Origin of the sequence: Pseudomonas mosselii, assembly GCF_003205295.1 — a bacterium.
GTDB lineage: Bacteria > Pseudomonadota > Gammaproteobacteria > Pseudomonadales > Pseudomonadaceae > Aquipseudomonas > Aquipseudomonas mosselii_B.
Genome location: NZ_QJRP01000004.1, coordinates 208007 through 227641, shown reverse-complemented (window position 1 = coordinate 227641; position 19635 = coordinate 208007). Strand labels below are relative to the sequence as shown.

Annotated in this window: 20 protein-coding genes; 7 read left to right on the top strand and 13 right to left on the bottom strand. The window is 65.0% G+C overall.

Features of this window, described 5'->3' with window-relative positions; translation table 11 throughout:
- Positions 1-28: 28 nt before the first annotated feature.
- Together rimK and rimB are read right to left on the bottom strand one after the other, a co-directional pair.
- Complete coding sequence (gene rimK / locus DMX06_RS05915; protein WP_011531656.1) at positions 29-934, bottom strand: 30S ribosomal protein S6--L-glutamate ligase; 906 nt, start codon at positions 932-934, stop codon at positions 29-31.
- On the bottom strand, positions 931-1413 hold the full coding sequence (gene rimB, locus DMX06_RS05910; RefSeq protein WP_110735513.1) for a retropepsin-like aspartic endopeptidase RimB: 483 nt from the start codon (positions 1411-1413) through the stop codon (positions 931-933). Before rimB ends, rimK begins: the two co-directional genes overlap by 4 nt.
- Before the next feature lie 109 nt (positions 1414-1522).
- Here rimB and DMX06_RS05905 point away from each other — a divergent pair, with 109 nt between their 5' ends.
- Positions 1523-1924 carry an RNA-binding S4 domain-containing protein gene (locus tag DMX06_RS05905; RefSeq protein WP_110735511.1) on the top strand — a complete coding sequence of 134 codons (402 nt, stop codon included), beginning with the start codon at positions 1523-1525 and terminating at the stop codon, positions 1922-1924.
- 74 nt (positions 1925-1998) lie between these two features.
- Here the strand turns inward: DMX06_RS05905 and DMX06_RS05900 are convergent, their stop codons facing one another.
- Positions 1999-2799 (bottom strand): phosphatase PAP2 family protein, encoded by an 801-nt coding sequence (locus DMX06_RS05900; RefSeq protein ID WP_110735509.1) that lies wholly within the window; start codon positions 2797-2799, stop codon positions 1999-2001.
- A 108-nt stretch (positions 2800-2907) separates the two neighbouring features.
- Here DMX06_RS05900 and hslO point away from each other — a divergent pair, with 108 nt between their 5' ends.
- The 3 genes from hslO (at position 2908) to DMX06_RS05880 (ending at position 6186) form a co-directional block, all read left to right on the top strand.
- Positions 2908-3810, top strand: coding sequence for an Hsp33 family molecular chaperone HslO (hslO, locus tag DMX06_RS05895; RefSeq protein ID WP_110735507.1), 903 nt, complete (start codon positions 2908-2910; stop codon positions 3808-3810).
- 179 nt (positions 3811-3989) lie between these two features.
- Positions 3990-5531 (top strand): phosphoenolpyruvate carboxykinase, encoded by a 1542-nt coding sequence (locus DMX06_RS05885; protein ID WP_110735505.1) that lies wholly within the window; start codon positions 3990-3992, stop codon positions 5529-5531.
- A gap of 220 nt (positions 5532-5751) precedes the next feature.
- Positions 5752-6186 (top strand): acyl-CoA thioesterase, encoded by a 435-nt coding sequence (locus DMX06_RS05880; protein WP_050703334.1) that lies wholly within the window; start codon positions 5752-5754, stop codon positions 6184-6186.
- On the opposite strand, the gene DMX06_RS05875 is transcribed toward DMX06_RS05880, so the two are convergent.
- The 5 genes from DMX06_RS05875 to fdhD form a co-directional block, all read right to left on the bottom strand.
- Positions 6176-6832: a response regulator gene (locus DMX06_RS05875; RefSeq protein WP_110735503.1), complete on the bottom strand. Its 657-nt coding sequence runs from the start codon at positions 6830-6832 to the stop codon at positions 6176-6178. The two genes, DMX06_RS05880 and DMX06_RS05875, sit on opposite strands and share 11 nt — an antisense overlap.
- A 118-nt stretch (positions 6833-6950) precedes the next feature.
- Positions 6951-7760: a CheR family methyltransferase gene (locus DMX06_RS05870; protein ID WP_110735501.1), complete on the bottom strand. Its 810-nt coding sequence runs from the start codon at positions 7758-7760 to the stop codon at positions 6951-6953.
- Between the two features lie 209 nt (positions 7761-7969).
- Positions 7970-8452, bottom strand: a complete 483-nt coding sequence (locus tag DMX06_RS05865) for a glycine zipper domain-containing protein (protein WP_110735499.1) — start codon at positions 8450-8452, stop codon at positions 7970-7972.
- Positions 8453-8830: 378 nt separating this feature from the next.
- A complete protein-coding gene (locus DMX06_RS05860) occupies positions 8831-11176 on the bottom strand; it encodes an FdhF/YdeP family oxidoreductase (protein WP_110735497.1) in 2346 nt (781 codons plus the stop codon).
- An 8-nt stretch (positions 11177-11184) separates the two neighbouring features.
- On the bottom strand, positions 11185-12012 hold the full coding sequence (gene fdhD / locus DMX06_RS05855; RefSeq protein ID WP_110735495.1) for a formate dehydrogenase accessory sulfurtransferase FdhD: 828 nt from the start codon (positions 12010-12012) through the stop codon (positions 11185-11187).
- 175 nt (positions 12013-12187) lie between these two features.
- Here fdhD and lysM point away from each other — a divergent pair, with 175 nt between their 5' ends.
- Positions 12188-12628 carry a peptidoglycan-binding protein LysM gene (gene lysM, locus DMX06_RS05850; protein WP_028689196.1) on the top strand — a complete coding sequence of 147 codons (441 nt, stop codon included), beginning with the start codon at positions 12188-12190 and terminating at the stop codon, positions 12626-12628.
- Between the two features lie 112 nt (positions 12629-12740).
- On the opposite strand, the gene yrfG is transcribed toward lysM, so the two are convergent.
- Positions 12741-13403 carry a GMP/IMP nucleotidase gene (gene yrfG, locus DMX06_RS05845; protein ID WP_110735493.1) on the bottom strand — a complete coding sequence of 221 codons (663 nt, stop codon included), beginning with the start codon at positions 13401-13403 and terminating at the stop codon, positions 12741-12743.
- 64 nt (positions 13404-13467) lie between these two features.
- Here yrfG and nudE point away from each other — a divergent pair, with 64 nt between their 5' ends.
- Complete coding sequence (gene nudE, locus DMX06_RS05840) at positions 13468-14034, top strand: ADP compounds hydrolase NudE (protein WP_050703344.1); 567 nt, start codon at positions 13468-13470, stop codon at positions 14032-14034.
- Entirely contained in the window at positions 14031-14864 is an 834-nt protein-coding gene (gene cysQ / locus DMX06_RS05835; protein WP_110735491.1) for a 3'(2'),5'-bisphosphate nucleotidase CysQ, read from the top strand. Before nudE ends, cysQ begins: the two co-directional genes overlap by 4 nt.
- A gap of 105 nt (positions 14865-14969) precedes the next feature.
- On the opposite strand, the gene DMX06_RS05830 is transcribed toward cysQ, so the two are convergent.
- From DMX06_RS05830 to rfbD, 4 genes are read right to left on the bottom strand one after another with little or no spacing between them, the layout of a single operon-like run.
- A complete protein-coding gene (locus DMX06_RS05830; RefSeq protein WP_110735489.1) occupies positions 14970-15425 on the bottom strand; it encodes a thioesterase domain-containing protein in 456 nt (151 codons plus the stop codon).
- A complete protein-coding gene (locus DMX06_RS05825) occupies positions 15422-16828 on the bottom strand; it encodes a sigma-54-dependent transcriptional regulator (RefSeq protein ID WP_110735487.1) in 1407 nt (468 codons plus the stop codon). Before DMX06_RS05825 ends, DMX06_RS05830 begins: the two co-directional genes overlap by 4 nt.
- Complete coding sequence (locus tag DMX06_RS05820; RefSeq protein ID WP_110735485.1) at positions 16825-18639, bottom strand: sensor histidine kinase; 1815 nt, start codon at positions 18637-18639, stop codon at positions 16825-16827. Before DMX06_RS05820 ends, DMX06_RS05825 begins: the two co-directional genes overlap by 4 nt.
- Positions 18640-18678: 39 nt before the next feature.
- Positions 18679-19539, bottom strand: a complete 861-nt coding sequence (gene rfbD, locus DMX06_RS05815) for a dTDP-4-dehydrorhamnose reductase (protein ID WP_375538083.1) — start codon at positions 19537-19539, stop codon at positions 18679-18681.
- Positions 19540-19635: the final 96 nt, after the last annotated feature.

The window sequence follows — 19635 nt, the reverse complement described above, 5'->3', positions numbered from 1 at the left end:
GTGGGAGCGCGCTTGCCCTGCGATGTGTTTAACCCTTGCCTTTGGTCCGGGTCTGATTCGGCCCGCTGTTCTTCTCCAGGTGCTCGATGATCATCCCGGCCACGTCCTTGCCGGTGGTCACCTCGATACCTTCCAGCCCCGGCGATGAGTTCACCTCCATCACCAACGGCCCGTGATTGGAACGCAGGATATCCACACCTGCCACGCTCAGGCCCATGACCTTCGCCGCACGAATGGCGGTCATGCGCTCCTCGGGGGTGATCTTGATCAGGCTGGCCACGCCACCGCGGTGCAGGTTGGAGCGAAACTCGCCCGGCTTGGCCTGGCGCTTCATTGAGGCAATCACCTTGTCGCCCACCACGAAGCAGCGGATGTCGGCGCCTCCGGCCTCCTTGATGTATTCCTGGACCATGATGTTCTGCTTCAGGCCCATGAAAGCCTCGATCACCGATTCGGCGGCCTTGGTGGTCTCGCACAGCACCACGCCGATGCCCTGGGTGCCTTCGAGCACCTTGATCACCAGCGGCGCGCCGTTGACCATCTGGATCAGGTCGGGGATGTCGTCCGGCGAGTGGGCGAAACCGGTGATCGGCAACCCGATGCCACGTCGAGACAGTAATTGCAGCGAGCGTAGCTTGTCCCGCGAGCGGGCGATGGCCACCGACTCGTTGAGCGGGTACACACCCATCATCTCGAACTGGCGCAGCACCGCGCAGCCATAGAAGGTAACCGAGGCGCCGATGCGCGGGATCACCGCATCGAAACCTTCCAGCGGTTTGCCGCGGTAATGGATCTGCGGCTTGTGGCTGGCGATGTTCATGTAGGCCCGGAGCGTGTCGATCACCACCACTTCGTGGCCCCGCTGAGTACCGGCCTCGACCAGGCGGCGGGTGGAATACAGACGCGGATTGCGCGACAGCACAGCGATCTTCATGCAGCACCTGTGACAGGGGAAAGGGTGGCCGCAAAGGCCGGTTTGTCCTGAACGTACTTGAGGCCGGGGTTGACCACCAGTTGACCGTGGATGAGCGCCTTCGAACCGAGCAGCAGCCGATAGCGCATGCTCCTGCGGCAGGCCAGGGTGAATTCGACCTCCCAGACCCGGTCACCGAGCGCCAGGGGCGTGCGGATCACGTAGCGGGTCTGGGCATGGCCATTGGAGCTCTTGATGGTCTTCATGGTTACCAGCGGCGCCTCGCAGCGGCGGTGGCGCAGTTGCACCACCGAGCCCAGGTGCGCGGTGAAACGTACCCACGGCACGCCATCGCGCTCGAACGGCTCGACCTCGGTGGCATGCAGGCTGGAGGTGCTGGCGCCGGTGTCGATCTTGGCGCGCAGGCCGGCGACGCCGAGGCCGGGCAGGGCGACCCACTCGCGCAGGCCGATCACAGTCAGGTGGTCAAATGTCTTCACGAAGCGTGCCCTGCGGATAAGGAGGTGAACTGTAATGACGGCACGGACTTTTTGCATCCGTCAGTGACGGTAGTACAGTTCCGTGAAAGACAGAATTCGAGGAAAGACGATGGCACAAAAGCCGGAAGACGACGACAAGGTGCGCCTGGACAAATGGCTGTGGGCAGCGCGTTTCTACAAGACCCGCGCCCTGGCCAAGGCGGCCATCGAAAGCGGCAAGGTGCACTGTCGCGGCGAGCGCTGCAAGCCGGGCAAGGAGCCGCGGGTGGGCGACGAGTTCGTGCTGCGTACCGGGTTCGACGAGCGCACGGTGGTGGTGAGGGCGTTGGCGGTAGTGCGGCGCGGCGCGCCGGAGGCGCAGACGCTGTATGAAGAAACCGCCGAGAGTGTGAAGCGTCGTGAGCAGGCCGCCGAGCTGCGCAAGGCGGGGGCAATGGGCGTGACCACCGATGGGCGACCGAACAAGAAGCAGCGTCGACAGATTCACCAGCTGCACGGCAGTTTCGAGTGATCATCGCAGGGCAAGCCCGCTCCCCACAAAAGCGTCACCAGCGTGGGAGCGGGCTTGCCCCGCGATGAAAGGGATCAGGCGACGCGAATCACGCTCATTCGCCCGACCAACGGCAATTTGCCCAGTAGGTTGAACAGTGGCGCTGTCCACCGCACCAGCGCCGCGCTGGCCGTGGCCGCCAAGGGTGTGTGGCAGCTCCAGCCCAGGGCCAGCACTGCCATCAGCAGGCCGCCGATGTAGTCGTCCTGCCCCCAGTGGGCGCCGGCTACGAGGCGAGGCATCATGAACAGCAAGGCCAGTGCCCAGATCACCAGGTGCTGCACCAGGCGGCGGCTGAACAGGCTCATGAACAATGCCCAGATCAGCAGCACCGAGGCGTGGTCACCCGGAAAACTCTGGCTGGAACGGTCCTTCAGCTCCCACTTCGCTTCCATGTGCGGATAGAAGTCGCTCAGGTGCACAGCGTTGTCGAACACCATCGACGGGCTGTTGTGTTGCCAGCCCATTGCGCTGACCCACTTGGAAAACAGCGCGCGAATCACCACTAAGAGGAGTAGGGTCACCAAAAAGCCGAAAAAAGCCTGGCGCACCTGGGTAGCCTTGAATACCCAATCGCCGCGGATCAGCAGCGACAGCATGATCAGGCCGACCAGGATGTCGAAGGGGCGCAGGCTGCCGACTGCCCAGATCGACCGCCAGACCAGGTTGTCGGCCAGTGGTGCATTGAGGCTGTGGAACAGCCACTCGTCGAAAGTCAGGCACAGGATCTGGCCAACGGGCCACAACCAGAAACACAGTAGTGCGATGGGCAACAGGGTGCAGGCTGCCAACGGTCCCCAAGACCACCTTGCTTGGAACAGTGGGCGATTATCCATAAAATACCTCGATATCCAGCGGGTTATGAGTGCTTTTTGAGCGCTCTGCGACGGACCTTTCAGTCTCCTGTAATTATTTTGTAATCATTTTTAGAAAGCCAGACAACCATGAGCGACTTGCCAGATACCGATTTCACCCAACGCTTCCTGTTCGACGACCGCGACGCCCGCGGCGAGATGGTCGCGCTGGAACGCAGCTACGCCGAGGTGCTGGCCAAGCACGACTACCCGCAGCCTGTGCAGCACCTGCTGGGTGAGCTTATGGCCGCCGCCGCGCTGCTGGTCGGCACCCTGAAGTTCGACGGGTTGCTGGTGCTCCAGGCGCAGTCCCAGGGCCCGGTGCCGCTGCTGGCCATCGAGTACACCAGCGAGCACGACATCCGTGGCCTGGCGCGCTACGAGGCCGATCAGATCAAGGCGGATGCCGCCCTTGCCGACCTGATGCCGGGCGGTCACCTGGTGTTGACCATCATTCCGGTCAACGGCCAGCGTTACCAAGGCACTGTCGAGCTGGACGGCAAGGACCTGTCGGAGTGCTTCACCAACTACTTCGTCATGTCGCAGCAGGTGAACACCTGCATCTCCCTGGCCGCCGATGGCGCCCGCGCCCGTGGCCTGCTGGTGCAGCAGCTACCGGCCGAGATCCACAAGGACAGCGAGGAGCGCGAGGAAAGCTGGGCACACGTCAAGGCCCTGGCCAACACCGTGAAGGTCGAGGAACTGCTCGGCCTGGACAACGAAACCGTACTGCATCGCCTGTACCACGAGGACGCGGTTCGCCTGTTCGATATCCAGCCACTACGCTTCCGTTGCAGCTGCTCGCGCGAGCGTTCCGCTAACGCCCTGGTCAGCCTCGGCGAGCAGGATGCCAAGGCGCTGGTGGCCGAGTGCGGCGGCCAGGTCGAGATCGATTGCCAGTTCTGCAACGAGCGCTATCTCTTCGATGCAAGCGATGTGGCGCAATTGTTTGCTGGTGGCGGCACCGAGGCGCCGTCAGAAACTCAGCACTGAAACGGTTCACTACAGGATAATCTCCTGTCGAATTGCGCAAAAACGCAGTTCTGACAGGAGGGGCCTACTTTTTTTGGGCGTTTCTGGCATAATCCGGCCACTTTTTTCGCTGTAGTAGTTTTTTCGAGACGACTACAAAACGTTTGGAGCACTCGGCCTCGGGCCGGATGGGGTATCTCATGACGCAAGCCAACAACACCGTGTACACCGACCTGAGCGTCGATGAGCTGGTAAAAGAAGCGCTGTCCCGCGGTGAAGGCGTGCTGGCCGATACTGGCGCGCTGGTGGTGGAAACCGGTCACCGCACCGGCCGTTCGCCGGCTGACCGGTTCATCGTCGAAGAGCCTTCCACCCAGGACCAGATTGGCTGGGGCCCGATCAACCGCAAGTTCCCGGCCGACAAGTTCGATGCCCTGTGGGACCGCGTCGAGGCGTTCAACAACGCCCAGGATCACTTCGTTTCCTACGTTCACGTAGGCGCCGCGGCCGAGCACTACCTGCCGGTCAAGATGACCACCCAGACCGCCTGGCAGAACCTGTTCGGCCGTTGCCTGTTCATCAACCCCGAGCAGTACAACCCGGCTGGCCGTGGCGAGTGGCAGATCCTCAACGTCGCCAACTTCGAGTGCGTGCCAGAGCGTGACGGCACCAACTCCGATGGCTGCGTGATCATCAACTTCGCCCAGAAGAAGGTGCTGATCGCCGGCATGCGTTACGCCGGTGAAATGAAGAAAGCCATGTTCTCGGTGCAGAACTTCCTGCTGCCGGCCGCCGACGTGCTGCCGATGCACTGCGCCGCCAACATCGGCGAAGCGGGTGACGTCACCCTGTTCTTCGGCCTGTCCGGCACCGGCAAGACCACCCTGTCGGCCGACGAAAGCCGTTACCTGATCGGTGACGACGAGCACGGCTGGGGTGAGGGTGTGGTCTTCAACATCGAAGGCGGTTGCTATGCCAAGTGCATCGACCTCTCCGAGAAGAACGAGCCGGTCATCTGGAAAGCCATCAAGCACGGCGCAGTGCTGGAAAACGTCGTCATCGACGATGCCAAGCACGCCGACTACGCAGACGTGAGCCTGACCCAGAACAGCCGCGCAGCCTACCCGCTGACCCACGTAGCCAAGGTCTCCGAGAAGAACCTGGGCGGCGAGCCGAACGCGGTCATCTTCCTGACCTGCGATCTGACCGGCGTACTGCCTCCGGTGTCGATCCTGAACAACGAGCAGGCGGCCTACCACTTCCTGTCCGGCTACACCGCACTGGTCGGTTCCACCGAAATGGGTTCGGGCAGCGGCATCAAGTCGACCTTCTCCACCTGCTTCGGCGCACCGTTCTTCCCACGCCCGGCCGGTGTTTACGCCGAACTGCTGATCAAGCGTATCAAGGCGTTCGGTTCCAAGGTCTACCTGGTCAACACTGGCTGGACTGGTGGTGGCTACGGCGTCGGCAAGCGCTTCAGCATCCCGACCACCCGTGGTGTGATTGCTGCCATCCAGAGCGGCGCTCTGGTCGGTGCAGAAACCGAGCACCTGGACATCATCAACCTGGATGTGCCGAAGGCTGTTCCAGGCGTCGAGACCGAACTGCTCAACCCGCGCAACACCTGGGCTGACAAGGCTGCCTACGACGAAGCTGCCAAGGGCCTGGCCACGCTGTTCACCGAGAACTTCAAGAAGTTCGACGTTTCCGATGCCATCAAGGCCGCTGGTCCGCAGCTGTAAGCTGCAGCCGGTTCGGACGAAAAGCCGCCCTTCGGGGCGGCTTTTTCGTATTTGAAAGCCTGCTTTGGGTGCTGTGTCTACCTACTGAGGCTATTGCAGGGAAAGCCAGCTTCTATAGGATTTACACGCCGTTCCTGAAGGTCTGCTGGATTGCTGCATCAATACAGCACGGCCAGAATCTGTTTCACTTGCAGGGCACCCACCAGAAAGCAGATGCCTCATGACAGAATCCCCCCAACGCTCCGCCTTCTCCCATTTCCACCCCATCCTCACCCGTCCGCAGGACAACGACCACAACGGTCACCTCGCCGGCGCCACCGTGCATGCCTTCTTCGAAACCGCCATCCAGGCCTTCCTGGTCGAACAGGCCGAACTGGACCTGCGCGACGGTGAGCTGGCCGGCTTCGTCGTCAGCTCGGCGGCGGACTTCTTCGCCTTGCCGGGCTTTCCCGACGTGCTCGAGGTGGGCCTGGGCGTGACGCGCCTGGCAGGCAGTACCGTGGAGTTCCGCCTGGCGCTGTTCCGTCCGGGCGAGGCCGAGGCCTGCGCGGCGGGGAGCGTGGTGCAGGTCTTCATCGAGCGGGCCTCGGGCCGTCCGGTGGTGCTGCCGGAGACGCTGCAGCTGATCCTCGCCGGGCTGTCGCTCAATCGTTGAGGCGAATGATCCCCTCGCGCACGGCGAACAGCACCAGGCCGGGCACATCGTGGATCTGCAGACGGTGCATGATCTGCGAACGATGGGCCTCGACGGTCTTGATGCTCAGGCCCAGGCCGTCGGCGATGGAGCGGGTGGTCTCGCCACGGGCGATCAGGCGCAGGATCTCCAGCTGGCGGGTGGTCAGCGGCGGTGTCTGGACCTGGCTGACGACGCGCTTGCGGCTGTGTTTCAGGGCCTGGCCGATGACCATCGGCAGCACCGCCGACGACAGGTACTGACCGCCACCGCGCAGGGTCTGCAGGGCCTGTTCCAGTTCGCTCACCGTGGCGTTCTTGAGCAGAAAGCCATGGGCGCCCAGCTGCAGGCAGCTCATCACATGCTCGAGCTCCGAGCGTGGCGAGAACATCAGCACCCGGCTGGCGGGGGCGCGGATGAACAGTTCCTGCAGGGCCTGCTGGCTGTCCAGCTCGCCGCTCATGTCGAGCACCACGATGTCCGGCTTGAGTTTTTCTGCGAGGCTCACGGCCGTCATGGCATCGCCGGTGTCGCCCACCACGACGAAATCTTTCTTCTGTTCAAGCAGGGCACGCAGGCCGGCGCGGAAGAGCGGCGAGTGATCGGCAAGCAGGATTCGGCAGGGCATGGATAAGGGCCTGTTTCGCAAGGGAAGGGGGGCGGCAGGCCTGCTCGATCCGAAAGCGCACTGCCGCGCGGTTGCGCGATCAGTCCTTGTCTGCCGATGGGCGCGGCAGTGCCTCTTATCATAGGCGTTCGAACACCGACGGCAGTAGTGGACGCAGGGGCAGGCCCAGGGCGTGGACGCTCTCGCTGTGACCGATGATCATCAGGCCACCGGGGCGCAGGTGTGCCAGCAGCCGCTGGAGTACCTCGTTCTTGTACCGTGGCGCCAGGTTCGACAACAGGTTGCGCAACAGGATGACGTCGAAGCTGCCGAGCTGTTCGGGCAGGGGCCGGATCAGGTTGAGCGCTTCGAAGCGCACCTGCTCGCGCAGGGCCGTCGAGACCCGCAGCCGCCCGGCCATCTCGCCGACTCCGCACAGGCAGTGGCGGGCCAGCCAGCCTTCGGGGAAGTAGCGTGCCTGGGCGATGTCGTAGATGCCGGCAGCGGCGGTTTCCAGCAGTTGCGGGTCGAAGTCGCTCGCCAGCACCTGCCAGCCGGGATGGCGGGCGTTTTCGGCGGCGACCATGGCCAGGCTCCAGGCCTCCTCGCCGGTGGCGCAGGCGGCACTCCACAGGCGTGCGGGGTGGTCGAGTTCGGCCAGCCAGCGGGCCAGGCATTCGAAGTGACGATGCTCGCGAAAGAAATAGCTGTCACGGGCGACCAGCAGGCGCAGCAGGTGCTCGTGTTCGTCCACGCCCCGGGGGCTGTCGAGCAAGGCGAGGTAGCGTTCGAAGTCCGAAAGGCCCAGGACCTTGAGGCGCTTGTGCAGGCGCGCCGCGACCACGGCACGGCGGTCGTCGGCCAGTTGCACGCCGGTGGCCTGCACGACCCGCTGGCGAATCGACGCAAAGCTGGCTTCGCCGAGCAGTGGCGGGCGGCGGCCTGGCATCCTTCAGCCTCTCCTGGCCCGTGGCAGACAGATGGGGGCGGTGATGATCGTGCGCATTCCCTGCGTCCTGTGCTTGATCGAAACAGCGATGATAACTAGTGGCTAGTGGCCTCCATATCGGGGCCGCCCCTAATCCTCTGGCGGGTATGCAAACGAAAAGGCCCTGCCGATGAGGGCAGGGCCTTAGGTCTCAGGCGTAAGCCTGGCGATCAGTCATGGCGCCAGTGGCGCTTGTGCTTGCGATGGCCATAGTGGTGACCGCGGTCGTAGTGGCGGCGATCATCATAGTCGCGACGGTAGCGACGCGAATCACGCCGCTCATCCTCATCGGCCTTGTTGCCCATGTAGTTGCCCAGTGCGCCACCGGCGCCACCACCGGCGGCCGCGCCGATGTAGCTGCCGGTGGTGCCGCCCATGGAGCGACCCACCACGTTGCCGCCGGCCGCACCCAGTGCGCCACCGATGGCCGCTTCGCCACGCTGGCGCTTGTCGGCACCCAGCGCACCGCCGGCCGCGCCGCCCAGGCCGGCACCAATGGCACCGCCCGTGCTACCGCCGATGGAGTTGCCCACCACGGAGCCCAGTACCCCACCCAATGCGCCGCCAATGCCGGCTTCGGTGGTGCCGCCTGCCATGGCAACGCCGCTGAGCAGACCAAAAGACAACAACAGAATCGAGGAGTACTTCTTCATCAAGAGAGCCTCAGAGGGATGACGAAGCGGAATTTGAGGCTCGCCGAGGCGGCTGGCAATCGGAATCCGACGAGTAGCACGAGTTGTACACAATTCTCTAAGTTATTGAATTATGTATGAAACTTTCGCGATTTTCGGTTGTCTGAGCTATTTATGACGAAGCCCTGAACCGTTGCGGAACAGGGCTTTTTTGTGGGCGGGTGCTCGGAATCTACGCTTGCCCCTGTAGGAGCGGCCTTGTGTCGCGAAAGGGCCGCGTAGCGGCCCCGGCGAAATCTGCTTGATGCACAAATCGTGGGGGCGCTTCGCACCCCTTTCGCGACACAAGGCCGCTCCTACAGGGATCGCGCATAGCCCAATCTTGCGTTCTGGCACGCGCTAGATTATGCGCCCGTCGTCCCGTGCCCGCTCAAGCTTGATGGCGATGAACTTCGACGTCGGCGTATGGCTGCCGTCGCCGATGCTCTCCAGCGGCACCAGCGGGTTCACCTCCGGATAGTACGCCGCCGCCTGGCCGGCGGGGATGTCGAACGCCAGCAGAGTGAAGCCATGCACCCGGCGCACATGCTCATCGCCCCACAGCGACACGATGTCGACTTTCTGCCCGGGCTGGAAGCCCAGGCGGACGATGTCGGCTTCGTTGGCGAACAGCACGTCGCGCTGGCCGCGCACGCCGCGGTAGCGGTCGTCCATGCCATAGATGGTGGTGTTGTACTGATCGTGCGAACGCATCGACTGCATGATCAGGTCCGGCAACTGGCCGCTGGCGCGCACGCGCTCGTCAAGCAGGCTGTCGGGCAGCAGGTTGGCCTTGAAGTTGGCGCGGCCGCTGGCAGTCTTCCACTGACGGCTGCCGGCGCTGTTGCCCAGGTAGAAGCCACCGGGCAGGCGCAGGCGTTCATTGAAGTCGGCAAAGCCGGGGATGGTGTCGGCGATCAGCTCGCGGATGCGGTCGTAGTCGGCCACCAGCCAGTGCCAGTCCACCGGCTGCTGGCCCAGGGTAGCGGCGGCGATGCCGGCGACCACGGCCGGCTCCGAGCGCATCTGCCGCGACAGCGGCTTGAGCTGGCCGTTGGAGGCGTGGACCATGCTGAACGAGTCCTCCACCGTCACCGCCTGCGGGCCTTCGCCCTGCAGGTCGATATCGGTGCGGCCCAGGCACGGCAGGATCAGCGCCTGCTTGCCGTGGACCAGGTGGCTGCGGTTGAGCTTGGTGCTGATGTGCACGGTCAGCTCGCAGTTGCGCAACGCCTGCGCTGTGCGTTCGGTATCTGGCGTGGCCTGGGCGAAGTTGCCGCCCAGGCCGATGAACACCTTGGCCCGGCCGTCGAGCATGGCGTGGATCGCCTCGACGGTGTTGTGGCCGTTGTGGCGTGGCACCGGGAAGCCGAAGCGCTTCTCAAGGGCGTCGAGCAGGAACACCGGAGGGCGCTCATTGATGCCCATGGTGCGGTCGCCTTGCACGTTGCTGTGGCCGCGCACCGGGCACAGGCCGGCGCCCGGCACGCCGAGGTTGCCGCGCAGCAGCATCAGGTTGACGATTTCCTGGATGGTCGGCACCGAATGGCGGTGCTGGGTGATGCCCATGGCCCAGCACATGATCACCCGCTTGCCCTTGCAGTACATGCGCGCCGACAGTTCGATGTCGGCCAGGGTCAGGCCCGATTGCGCCTCGATCTGCTCCCACGAGGTGGCATCGACCACCGCCAGGTACTCGTCCACGCCATGGCCGTGCTCGGCAATGAAGGCGTGGTCGAAGATCGCCGGCTCGCCCTTGGCCTGGGCATCGCGCTCCCACTGCAGCAGGAACTTGGCCATGCCGCGCAGCAGCGCCATGTCGCCGCCCAGGGCCGGGCGGAAGAATGCCGTGTTGGTCGGGCGATCGGTATTGGTCAGCATCTCCAGTGGGTTCTGCGGGTGCTGGAAGCGCTCCAGGCCACGTTCCTTGAGCGGGTTGACGCAGACCACCTGGGCGCCGCGCTTCACCGCGTCACGCAGCGGGTCGAGCATGCGCGGGTGGTTGGTGCCGGGGTTCTGGCCCCAGACGAAGATCGCGTCGGCGTGCTCGAAGTCGTCGTAGGTGACCGTGCCCTTGCCCACGCCGACGCTCTGGCCCAGGGCCACGCCGCTGGCCTCGTGGCACATGTTCGAGCAGTCGGGGAAGTTGTTGGTGCCGTAGGCGCGCACGAACAGCTGGTACAGGTACGCCGCCTCGTTGCTGGCCCGGCCGGAGGTGTAAAACTCCGCCTGGTCAGGGCTGGACAGGTTGTTCAGATGGCGGGCGATCAGGGCGAAGGCCGCGTCCCAGTCGATCGGCCGGTAACGGTCGGTGACCGGGTCGTAGACCATCGGCTCGGTCAGGCGCCCCTGGTACTCAAGCCAGTAGTCGCTCTGCTCGAGCAGCGCGCTGACGCTGTAGCGGGCGAAGAACGCCGCATCGACACGGCGCTTGGTGGCCTCCCAGTTGACCGCCTTGGCGCCGTTCTCGCAGAACTTGACCATGCCGCTCTCGGGCGAGTCGCCCCAGGCGCAGCCGGGGCAGTCGAAACCGCCGTTCTGGTTGGTCTTGAGCAGGGCGCGGATGTTCTTCAGGGCATTGTCGCTGCCCACCCAGGCCTTGGCCACGCTGCGTAGCGCGCCCCAGCCGCCGGCGGGGCCGGGGTAGGGTTTGTAGCGAGGGGTGGAGGCGGGGGCGTTGTCTGGCAGTTTTTCGTAGGAGGTCACGGCTGTTGCTACTCCGCCGCTGGGCTGAACACCCGCGGTGCGCTGTGTTTGGGCAGATGAATGAGGTTGAGGTTGTGCTTGCGCGCCCATTGCAGGGCCAGGCCCGTCGGCGCCGAGAGGCTGACCAACGTCTGGATGCCGGCGCGCAGGACTTTCTGGATCAGTTCCAGGCTGCAGCGGCTGGTGACGATGGCCAGGCCGCCGGTGGTGTCGATGCGCTGGCGCAGCAGGGCGCCAATCAGCTTGTCCAGGGCGTTGTGCCGGCCAATGTCTTCGCGGCCCAGCAGCAGCCGGCCGTCGCGGTCCATGTACAGTGCCGCGTGCACCGCGCCGCAGTGCTGGCCGAGGGGCTGGAAGGCATCGATGCGCTGACGCAGGTCCTTGAGCCAGTGCGCGGGCGGCAGGGGCGCGCCGGGCAGCACGTTGAGCTCGGGCAATGCCTGCTCCAGGGCCTCGACGCCGCACAGGCCGCAGCCGCTGGTGCCGGCCAGCTGGCGGCGCTGGTTCTTCAGGTTCCAGAAGGCGCGGCTGGAGATCTCCAGGTCGGCGTACAGCGCCGAGCCGCTGCCGGAGAGCTTCACATCGTAGATTTCTTCGGTACCGGCGACGATGCCGCTGCCCACGCTGAAACCGACGGCGAAGTCTTCCAGGTCGGTCGGGCTGACCAGCATCACCGCCTGGTTCAGGCCGTTGTAGACGATGGCCAGGGCCACTTCCTCGGCCAGCGGCGTGCTGTCGCGGGCTGTATCGGTTAGCTGGGCGTAATCGTAGGTGTTGCTGGCGGCGGGCAGGGCAAAGGGCGTGGACGCCGCGCAGACCGGTGGCTTGCTGTTCATCGGGGCGAATACCGGCTGGCAGTTTGACCCCACAAGCCTAGGCCCCTGTGCCGATGGCGTCTAATCGCTAGCGTCTATGCCGTGATAGAGCGCGTCGATTGGTCGCAGCGGGGCGGGATGGGTAATCCTGGCCTAGACTCCTGCTTCCATGGATTCACCATCAAAGGAGCGCCACATGAGCCTGTTCAGTTTCGTAAAGGAAGCCGGCGAGAAGTTGATCGACCTGCTGACGCCGGGCAATGCCAATGCCGAGGAACAGTTGAAGAAACACGTCCAGGACGTTGGTCTGGGCAACCCGAATATCTCGGCCACTGTAGAGGGTGACAAGGTCATTCTCAAGGGCGAGGTTGCCAGCCAGGAGGAGAAGGAGAAGATCATCCTGGCTGCCGGCAATATCGCGGGGGTGGCTTCGGTGGATGACCAGATCACCGTCACCGGTCCGGTGGCCCAGGCGGCCCGGTTCGTCGAGGTCGAGAAAGGTGACACCCTGAGCGCCATCTCCAAGCGGGTCTATGGCGATGCCAACAAGTACCAGAAGATCTTCGAGGCGAACAAGCCGATGCTGAAGGACCCCAACAAGATCTATCCGGGGCAGGTGCTGCGTATTCCGGATTAATCTTCATCGCCTGATCCGGCTCTTTCGCGGGTAAACCCGCTCCCACAGGTACTGCACCATATTCAAGGACTGTGCAGATTCTGTGGGAGCGGGTTTACCCGCGAAGAGGCCGTCACAGGCCAACCAGTAACTCCCGGTAATCCTCGACCGCCGCAAACTCCTGGGTATCCCGAGGTTCCGCCCGGCTATCCGGCTGGCGCACCGCCAACAGGTGCCCAACACCAAATCGCCGGGCACTGCGCAGAATCGCCAAAGTGTCATCGATGAACAGGCTGCGCGCCGGTTCAAAACCGATGTCCGCCTGCAAGGCATCCCAGAACTGTGGACTCTCCTTCGGATACCCATAGTCATGCGAGCTGATCAGCCGTTCGAAATACGGTGCCAGCTCCACCCGCTCCAGTTTCAACGACAGCGAATCGCGGTGCGCATTGGTGATCATCACCACCCGCTTGCCCGCCTTGCGAATGGCTGCAAGAAAGGTGTCAGCATCCGGCTTGAGGGCAATGAGGTCGGCGATCTCCTGTTTCAGCTCGCGGATCGGCAGGCGCAGTTCGCGGCTCCAGAAGTCCAGGCAGTACCAGTTGAGCGTACCGGCATGCTGCTCGAACAGCGGGCGCAGCTCAAGCTCGGCCATGGCCCGGCTTACGCCATGCAGCTCGGCGTAGCGTTGGGGCAGGTGGTCTAGCCAGAAGCGGTTGTCGTAGTGCAGGTCGAGCAGGGTGCCGTCCATGTCCAGCAGGACGGTATCGATGGCGGACCAGGGAAGAACGGGCATGGGAAATTCTCGATCAGTCGGCAAGCCACGGTATAGTAACCCGTTCACGCCAAGGAGCCGCCCCATGCGCCAGAAACCCACCGTCCTCAGCCGCGAGATCGTCGCCAGCAGCCGCCTGTTCAGGGTCGAAGCCGTGCAGTTGCGCTTTTCCAACGGCACCGAGCGCACCTACGAGCGATTGGTCGGCCGTGGCAACGGCTATGGCGCGGTGATGATCGTGGCCATGCTCGACGCCGAGCACGCGGTGCTGGTCGAGGAATATTGCGGCGGCACCGATGAATACGAGCTGTCCCTGCCCAAGGGCCTGATCGAGCCGGGCGAGGACGTGCTGGCCGCCGCCGACCGGGAGCTCAAGGAAGAGGCCGGTTTTGGCGCACGCCAGCTGGAGCACCTGACCGAGCTGTCGCTGTCGCCCGGCTACATGAGCCAAAAGATCCAGGTGGTGCTGGCCTCCGACCTGTACGAAGAACGCCTGGAGGGCGACGAGCCCGAGCCGATGCGGGTCGACAAGGTCAACCTGCGTGAACTCTCGGCGTTGGCCATGCACCCGCAGTTTACCGAAGGACGGGCGCTGGCGGCGCTGTATCTGGCCCGTGACCTGCTGATCCAGCGTGGAGTGCTGAGCGTATGAACGATCGGCAATTGATGCAGGACGTGGTGAATCTCGCCCGTTCGGCTGGCGAGGCGATCCTGCCGTTCTGGCGCGCCGATGTAGCCGTGATCAGCAAGGCTGACGATTCGCCGGTGACTGCTGCCGACCTGGCGGCTCATCGGGTTATCGCCGAGGGCCTGCAGGCACTGGCGCCGCAGATTCCGGTGCTGTCCGAGGAAGACTGCGAGATTCCTCTGGCCACCCGCCAAGGCTGGCAGCGCTGGTGGCTGGTCGATCCGCTGGATGGCACCAAGGAGTTCATTGCCGGTAGCGAAGAGTTCACCGTCAATATCGCGCTGGTCGAAAACGGTGAGGTGGTGTTCGGGGTGGTGGCGATGCCGACCAATGGCCGCTGCTATTTCGGCGGTCGCGACCTGGGAGCCTGGCGTGTGGAGCGTGATGGTGCCGCGCAGCCGATCCAGGTACGTAACGCGCCACCGCAGGGGGTGAAGTTCACCGTCGTCGCCAGCCGCCGGCATTCCAGCCCGCAGCAGGAGGCCCTGCTGGCCGGGCTGAGTGGTGCGGTGGGTGAGCTGGAGCTGGCCAATATCGGCAGTTCGCTGAAATTCTGCCTGCTGGCCGAAGGCAGTGCCGACTGTTATCCGCGGTTGGCGCCGACTTCGCAGTGGGATACGGCGGCTGCCCAGGGCGTGCTGGAAGGGGCTGGGGGTGAGGTGATCGGGCTGGATGGGTTGGCGTTCCGGTATCCGGCGCGGGACTCGTTGCTCAATCCGTTTTTCCTGGCGTTGCCCAAGGCTGCCGGTTGGCGGAAGGCGTTGGTCGAGCTGGCGGGCGCTATCCGGGCTTGAGACCGCCGGGGCTGCTTTGCAGCCCATCGCGGCACAAGGCCGCTCCTACAGGGGATCACGTTTCCCTGTAGGAGCGGCCTTGTGCCGCGAAGGGCCTCCAAGCTTTCAGCGATGCAACACGTACTGCCCACTGAATTTCACCGCAGGCTCGTCGCTACCCTCGTTGCTCACCACCGTCTCCAGCGTCAGCCGCGACCGCCCGCGACGCTGGTACATGGTCAGGAATCGCTCCCAGGCCTTCTCGTCCGGCGCCGGGCAACGCGCCACGGCAGCCCCGGTGACCGGCAGCGGGTAGCTGATCTGCCCTTCCTGGATGACGATATGCCCGTCATCGATCCCCAGTTCGCGCAGGCGCAGGTGCAGCCAGCCCCAGCCCACCAGCACCGCGCCGCAGTAAAGGCTGCCGCCGAACATGGTGCTCTTGTGGTTGACGTTGGGTGCCAGCGGCAACTTCAGGCGCAGGCAGTGCTGCTGCCAATCGATCACTTCCATCCCCATCTCGCGGGTCAGTGGAATGTCGCCGTGCAGTACGGATTGCAGGTACTGGCTGTCGGTGCTCATTGACGGTGGTCCTCCTGGTCGTCGTGCCCGCCGCCGCCGTCGAAGCTCAGGCCGTGCTTGCGCAGCTTGTCGTGCAGGGTCTTTCGCGGGATGCCAAGGGCCTCGGCGAGGCTGCGCATCGAGTTGTGCGGTTGGCCCAGTTCGGCGGCGATCAGCGAGCGCTCGAACTGCTCGACCTGCTCGCTGAGGTTGCCGGTCGGCACGGGCACCTGGATGTCATGGGCCGCCGCGGGCACCTGGCCATCAAGGGCCAGCTCCAGGCCAAGGGCGAAGCGTTCGGCGGCGTTCTGTAGCTCGCGCACGTTGCCCGGCCAGTCGTGGCGCAGGAGCACGGCGCGCTGCGCCGGTTGCAGGCTGTGGGGCGCCAGGCCGTGGCGCTCGCTGGCGGCGTCGGCAAAGTGCTGGAACAGCACGAGGATGTCGTCGCCGCGCTCGCGCAACGCGGGGATGCGCAGCGGCGCCACATTCAGGCGGTAGTACAGGTCGGCGCGGAAGCGGCCCTGGTCGGCGGCCTGGCGCAGGTCTTCCTTGGTCGCGGCGATGACGCGGATATCCAGCGGGATCAGCTGGTTGCCGCCCAGGCGTTCGACCACCCGTTCCTGCAGCAGGCGCAGCAGCTTGACTTGCACGTCCAGGCTCATGCTCTCGATTTCGTCGAGGAACAGTGTGCCGCCATTGGCGAACTCGAACTTGCCGATCCTGCGTTTCTGCGCCCCGGTGAAAGCCCCGGGCTCATGGCCGAACAGTTCGCTCTCGACCACCGACTCGGCCAGGGCGCCGGCGTTGATCGCCACGAACGGGCCGTCGCGGCGGCTCGACAAATCGTGCAGGGCGCGGGCCACCACCTCCTTGCCGGCGCCGGTCTCACCAAGGATCAGCACGTCGGCGCGGGTCCCCGCCAGGGCGCCGATCTGCTCGCGCAGGCGCTGCATGCCCGGCGACTGGCCGACCAGGCGCGTGGCCAGCTGTTGGCGGTCGCTCAGGGCCAGGCGCAGGCTGCGGTTGTCCAGCACCAGGCGGCGCAGGGCCAGGGCGCGGCGCACGCTGTCGAGCAGAGCGTCGCTGGCGAAAGGCTTTTCGAGGAAGTCGTAGGCCCCGGCGCGCATTGCTTGCACCGCCAGCGGCACATCACCGTGGCCGGTGATCAGCAGCACCGGCAGCTCGCTGTCGCGGGCATGCAGTTGCTCCAGCAGTTGCAGGCCGTCGATGCCGGGCATGCGGATATCGCTGACCACCACCCCCGGCCAGTCTTCCTCGATGCGCCCGGCCAGGCCCTGGGCGTCGGCCAGGGCCACCACCTTGAGCCCGGCCAGGTCCAGGGTCTGGCTCAGGGCCTGGCGCAGGTGCGGGTCGTCGTCGACCAGGAGCACCTGGGCGCGGCTGTCGATCAGTGTCTCGGTCATGCCGAGGTGTCCTCCGAAGATTGCAGGTTGGCGCCGGGTTTGGCCACGCGCAGTTTCAGCGTCAGCAGGGCACCGCCTTCCGGGTGGTTGCCCAGCAGCAGCTCACCGCCCAGTGCATGCATCAGGCTTTCGCAGATGGCCAGCCCCAGCCCCAGGCCCTGGGTGCGGGTCTTGGTGGTGAAGAACGGCTCCTTGGCGTGCTCCAGGGCCTGGCGGCTGAAACCGGGGCCATTGTCGCGGATGTACAGGTAGACGCAGTCATCCTGGCGTTCGGCACTCAGCCACAGCCTGCGTGGGTTGGCCTTCTCGGTGAGGGCATCGAGGGCGTTGGCCAGCAGGTTGCCCAGCACCTGGCGCAGGCGGGTCTCGCCGGCCTGCACCCACAGGGTGGCCTCGGGCAGGTCGCGCACCAGTTCCACGGCCATGGCCCGGCGGCGCTTGGCCAGCAGCGCGAGGGCGTCGTCAAGGGCCGGTTGCAGGGCAACGCTTTCCGGGGCGTGCTGGTCGCGGCGGGCGAAGGCACGCAGGTGGGCGATGATCGAGGCCATGCGCCCGGTCAGCTCGCCGATCAGCTTGAGGTTGCCGCGCACGTCCTCGGTGCGCTGATGATCGAGCAGGATCTCGGCGTTCTCGGCGTAGCTGCGAATGGCCGCCAGCGGCTGGTTCAGCTCGTGGCTGATGCTCGCTGACATGGTGCCGAGCACCGACAGCTTGCCGGCCTGGACCAGCTCATCCTGGGCGCGCACCAGCTCCTGCTGGGCGCTTTCGCGTTCGAGCACCGCGCTCTTGAGCCGGGTGTTGAGACCCTCGAGGTCGGCGGTGCGCTCGACCACGCGGTTTTCAAGCTCCTGGCGGGCACGGGCCTCGAAGTCGATGCGGTCGATGTAGTGACGGCGGCGCTGCATCACCAGGCCTGCCAGGAGCATGGTCACCAGCAGCGCGCCGCCGCCGATGGCCATGACCGTCTGCACCGAGCGGTCGACCAGCAGACGCGGAGCGAGGATGCTCACCTGCCAGCCGGTTTCCTTGATGTCGCGGGTCTGGATCAGCCAGGCGGCCTGGTCGAGGGTCAGCGGCTGCGGCGCCTGGGTCGGGTAGGGCTGGATGGCGACGATGGCCTGGCGCTCGGCTGCGGTCAGCTCGCGGGTGGCGCGAAACCGCCAGTCCGGGCGCGAGGTGAGCACTACCACGCCGTTCTGGTCGGTCAGCAGCAGTTGTTCCGGGGTGCGGCCCCAGAGGGTTTCGGTGTGGTCGAGGTCGACCTTGACCACCAGCACGCCGATTACCTTGTCGCGGTCGTGCACGGCGGCGGCGAAGAAGTAGCCGCGCTTGGCCGAGGTGGTCCCCTGGCCGAAGAAGCGCCCCAGGTGGCCCTCCATCGCTTCGATGAAATAGGGGCGGAACGAGAAGTTGCGGCCGACGAAACTGTCCTGCTTGTCCCAGTTGGAGGCGGCCAGGGTGTTGCCGCTGACGTCCATCAGGTACATCACCTCGGCGCCGGTCTGCTGGGTGATGTGCTTGAGCAGGCGGTTGGCGTTGGTCACCGTCTCGAGTCGCAACGGGTCGGCCAGCACGCCGCGCAGCGCCGGCAGGTCGCCGAGGATCTGCGGCAGGGTTTCGTAACGGTGCAGGGTACCCAGCAGGTTGGCGACGTAGAGGTCGAGGGTCTGGCGGTTCTGTGAGGCCAGTTCGTCCTGGTAGTAGCGCTCGGCCAGGTGGTGCAGCGGCCACAGCAGCGGGGCGAGGCACAGCGCCAGCAGGGCCAGGCTGCGCCAGCGGGGGCGGCGTGGGGGCGTGGGTCTTGGAATCATCGCGATCGTTGCGCCAGAAAAGTCTGGCGCAATTATGCGCTACTTCAGGCAGTCGATCAGCGCCTCGTGCCAGTGTGGCTGGGTCACCTGCCATTCTCGGGCCAGGCGCGAGCAGTCCAGGCGCGAATTGAGCGGGCGTCGGGCTGGCGTCGGGTACTCGCTGGAAGGGATTGGCAGTAGTTCGGCACAGGGCAGACCGCGGGCCTTGAGCTGTTCGCCGATGGCCTGGGCGAAGCCGAACCATGAGGTTTCGCCCTGGGCTGTCAGGTGGTAGGTGCCCCACTGGCCGGCCTTGCCATCGTGCCAGCGCTCGATCAGCGCGCGGGTACTGGTCGCGATACTGGCGGCCCAGGTTGGCGCACCGACCTGGTCGCTCACCACCTTCAGCTGTGGCCGTTCCTGCAGCAAGCGCTGCATGGTCAGCAGGAAGTTACGGCCGTATAGCGAATAAACCCAGCTGGTACGCAGGATCAAGTACTGGCCGTCAACGGCGGCGATGGCCTGCTCCCCCGCCAGTTTACTGCCACCGTAGACGCCCAGCGGGTTGGTCGCGTCGTCCTCGGTGTATGGCGTGGTCTTGCAGCCATCGAACACATAGTCGGTGGAGTAGTGGATCAGCGGGGCACCCAGGCGGGCGGCCTCTTCAGCGAGCACCCGTGGGGCCTCGGCGTTGATGGCGAAGGCCAGCTCGGGCTCGCTTTCAGCCTGGTCGACGGCGGTATGGGCGGCCGCGTTGATGATCAGGTCGGGGGCTAGCTGGCGCAGTAGATCGCGCATTTGTTCAGGCCGAGCCTGGTCGAGCTTGTCACGGCCAAGCAGCTTCACATCGCCCAGGTCTGCCAAGGAGCCTTGTAACGCTTGGGCGACCTGGCCATTACGACCACAGACAACAATCTTCATGGGTTTCATGGATAGAGTTCGGCGTTGGTCAGATTGACATCGTTGCGCGAATTGGTCGGACGGTTGTAACGCCCCGGCCAATTCGCGGTCTTGGAT

Coding starts and splice junctions, on each gene's coding strand:
- rimK (WP_011531656.1), bottom strand. CDS start 934: ATGAAGATCGCTGTGCTGTCGCGCAATCCGCGTCTGTATTCCACCCGC.
- DMX06_RS05905 (WP_110735511.1), top strand. CDS start 1,523: ATGGCACAAAAGCCGGAAGACGACGACAAGGTGCGCCTGGACAAATGG.
- DMX06_RS05900 (WP_110735509.1), bottom strand. CDS start 2,799: ATGGATAATCGCCCACTGTTCCAAGCAAGGTGGTCTTGGGGACCGTTG.
- hslO (WP_110735507.1), top strand. CDS start 2,908: ATGAGCGACTTGCCAGATACCGATTTCACCCAACGCTTCCTGTTCGAC.
- DMX06_RS05885 (WP_110735505.1), top strand. CDS start 3,990: ATGACGCAAGCCAACAACACCGTGTACACCGACCTGAGCGTCGATGAG.
- DMX06_RS05880 (WP_050703334.1), top strand. CDS start 5,752: ATGACAGAATCCCCCCAACGCTCCGCCTTCTCCCATTTCCACCCCATC.
- DMX06_RS05875 (WP_110735503.1), bottom strand. CDS start 6,832: ATGCCCTGCCGAATCCTGCTTGCCGATCACTCGCCGCTCTTCCGCGCC.
- DMX06_RS05870 (WP_110735501.1), bottom strand. CDS start 7,760: ATGCCAGGCCGCCGCCCGCCACTGCTCGGCGAAGCCAGCTTTGCGTCG.
- DMX06_RS05865 (WP_110735499.1), bottom strand. CDS start 8,452: ATGAAGAAGTACTCCTCGATTCTGTTGTTGTCTTTTGGTCTGCTCAGC.
- fdhD (WP_110735495.1), bottom strand. CDS start 12,012: ATGAACAGCAAGCCACCGGTCTGCGCGGCGTCCACGCCCTTTGCCCTG.
- lysM (WP_028689196.1), top strand. CDS start 12,188: ATGAGCCTGTTCAGTTTCGTAAAGGAAGCCGGCGAGAAGTTGATCGAC.
- yrfG (WP_110735493.1), bottom strand. CDS start 13,403: ATGCCCGTTCTTCCCTGGTCCGCCATCGATACCGTCCTGCTGGACATG.
- nudE (WP_050703344.1), top strand. CDS start 13,468: ATGCGCCAGAAACCCACCGTCCTCAGCCGCGAGATCGTCGCCAGCAGC.
- cysQ (WP_110735491.1), top strand. CDS start 14,031: ATGAACGATCGGCAATTGATGCAGGACGTGGTGAATCTCGCCCGTTCG.
- DMX06_RS05830 (WP_110735489.1), bottom strand. CDS start 15,425: ATGAGCACCGACAGCCAGTACCTGCAATCCGTACTGCACGGCGACATT.
- DMX06_RS05825 (WP_110735487.1), bottom strand. CDS start 16,828: ATGACCGAGACACTGATCGACAGCCGCGCCCAGGTGCTCCTGGTCGAC.
- DMX06_RS05820 (WP_110735485.1), bottom strand. CDS start 18,639: ATGATTCCAAGACCCACGCCCCCACGCCGCCCCCGCTGGCGCAGCCTG.
- rfbD (WP_375538083.1), bottom strand. CDS start 19,539: ATGAAGATTGTTGTCTGTGGTCGTAATGGCCAGGTCGCCCAAGCGTTA.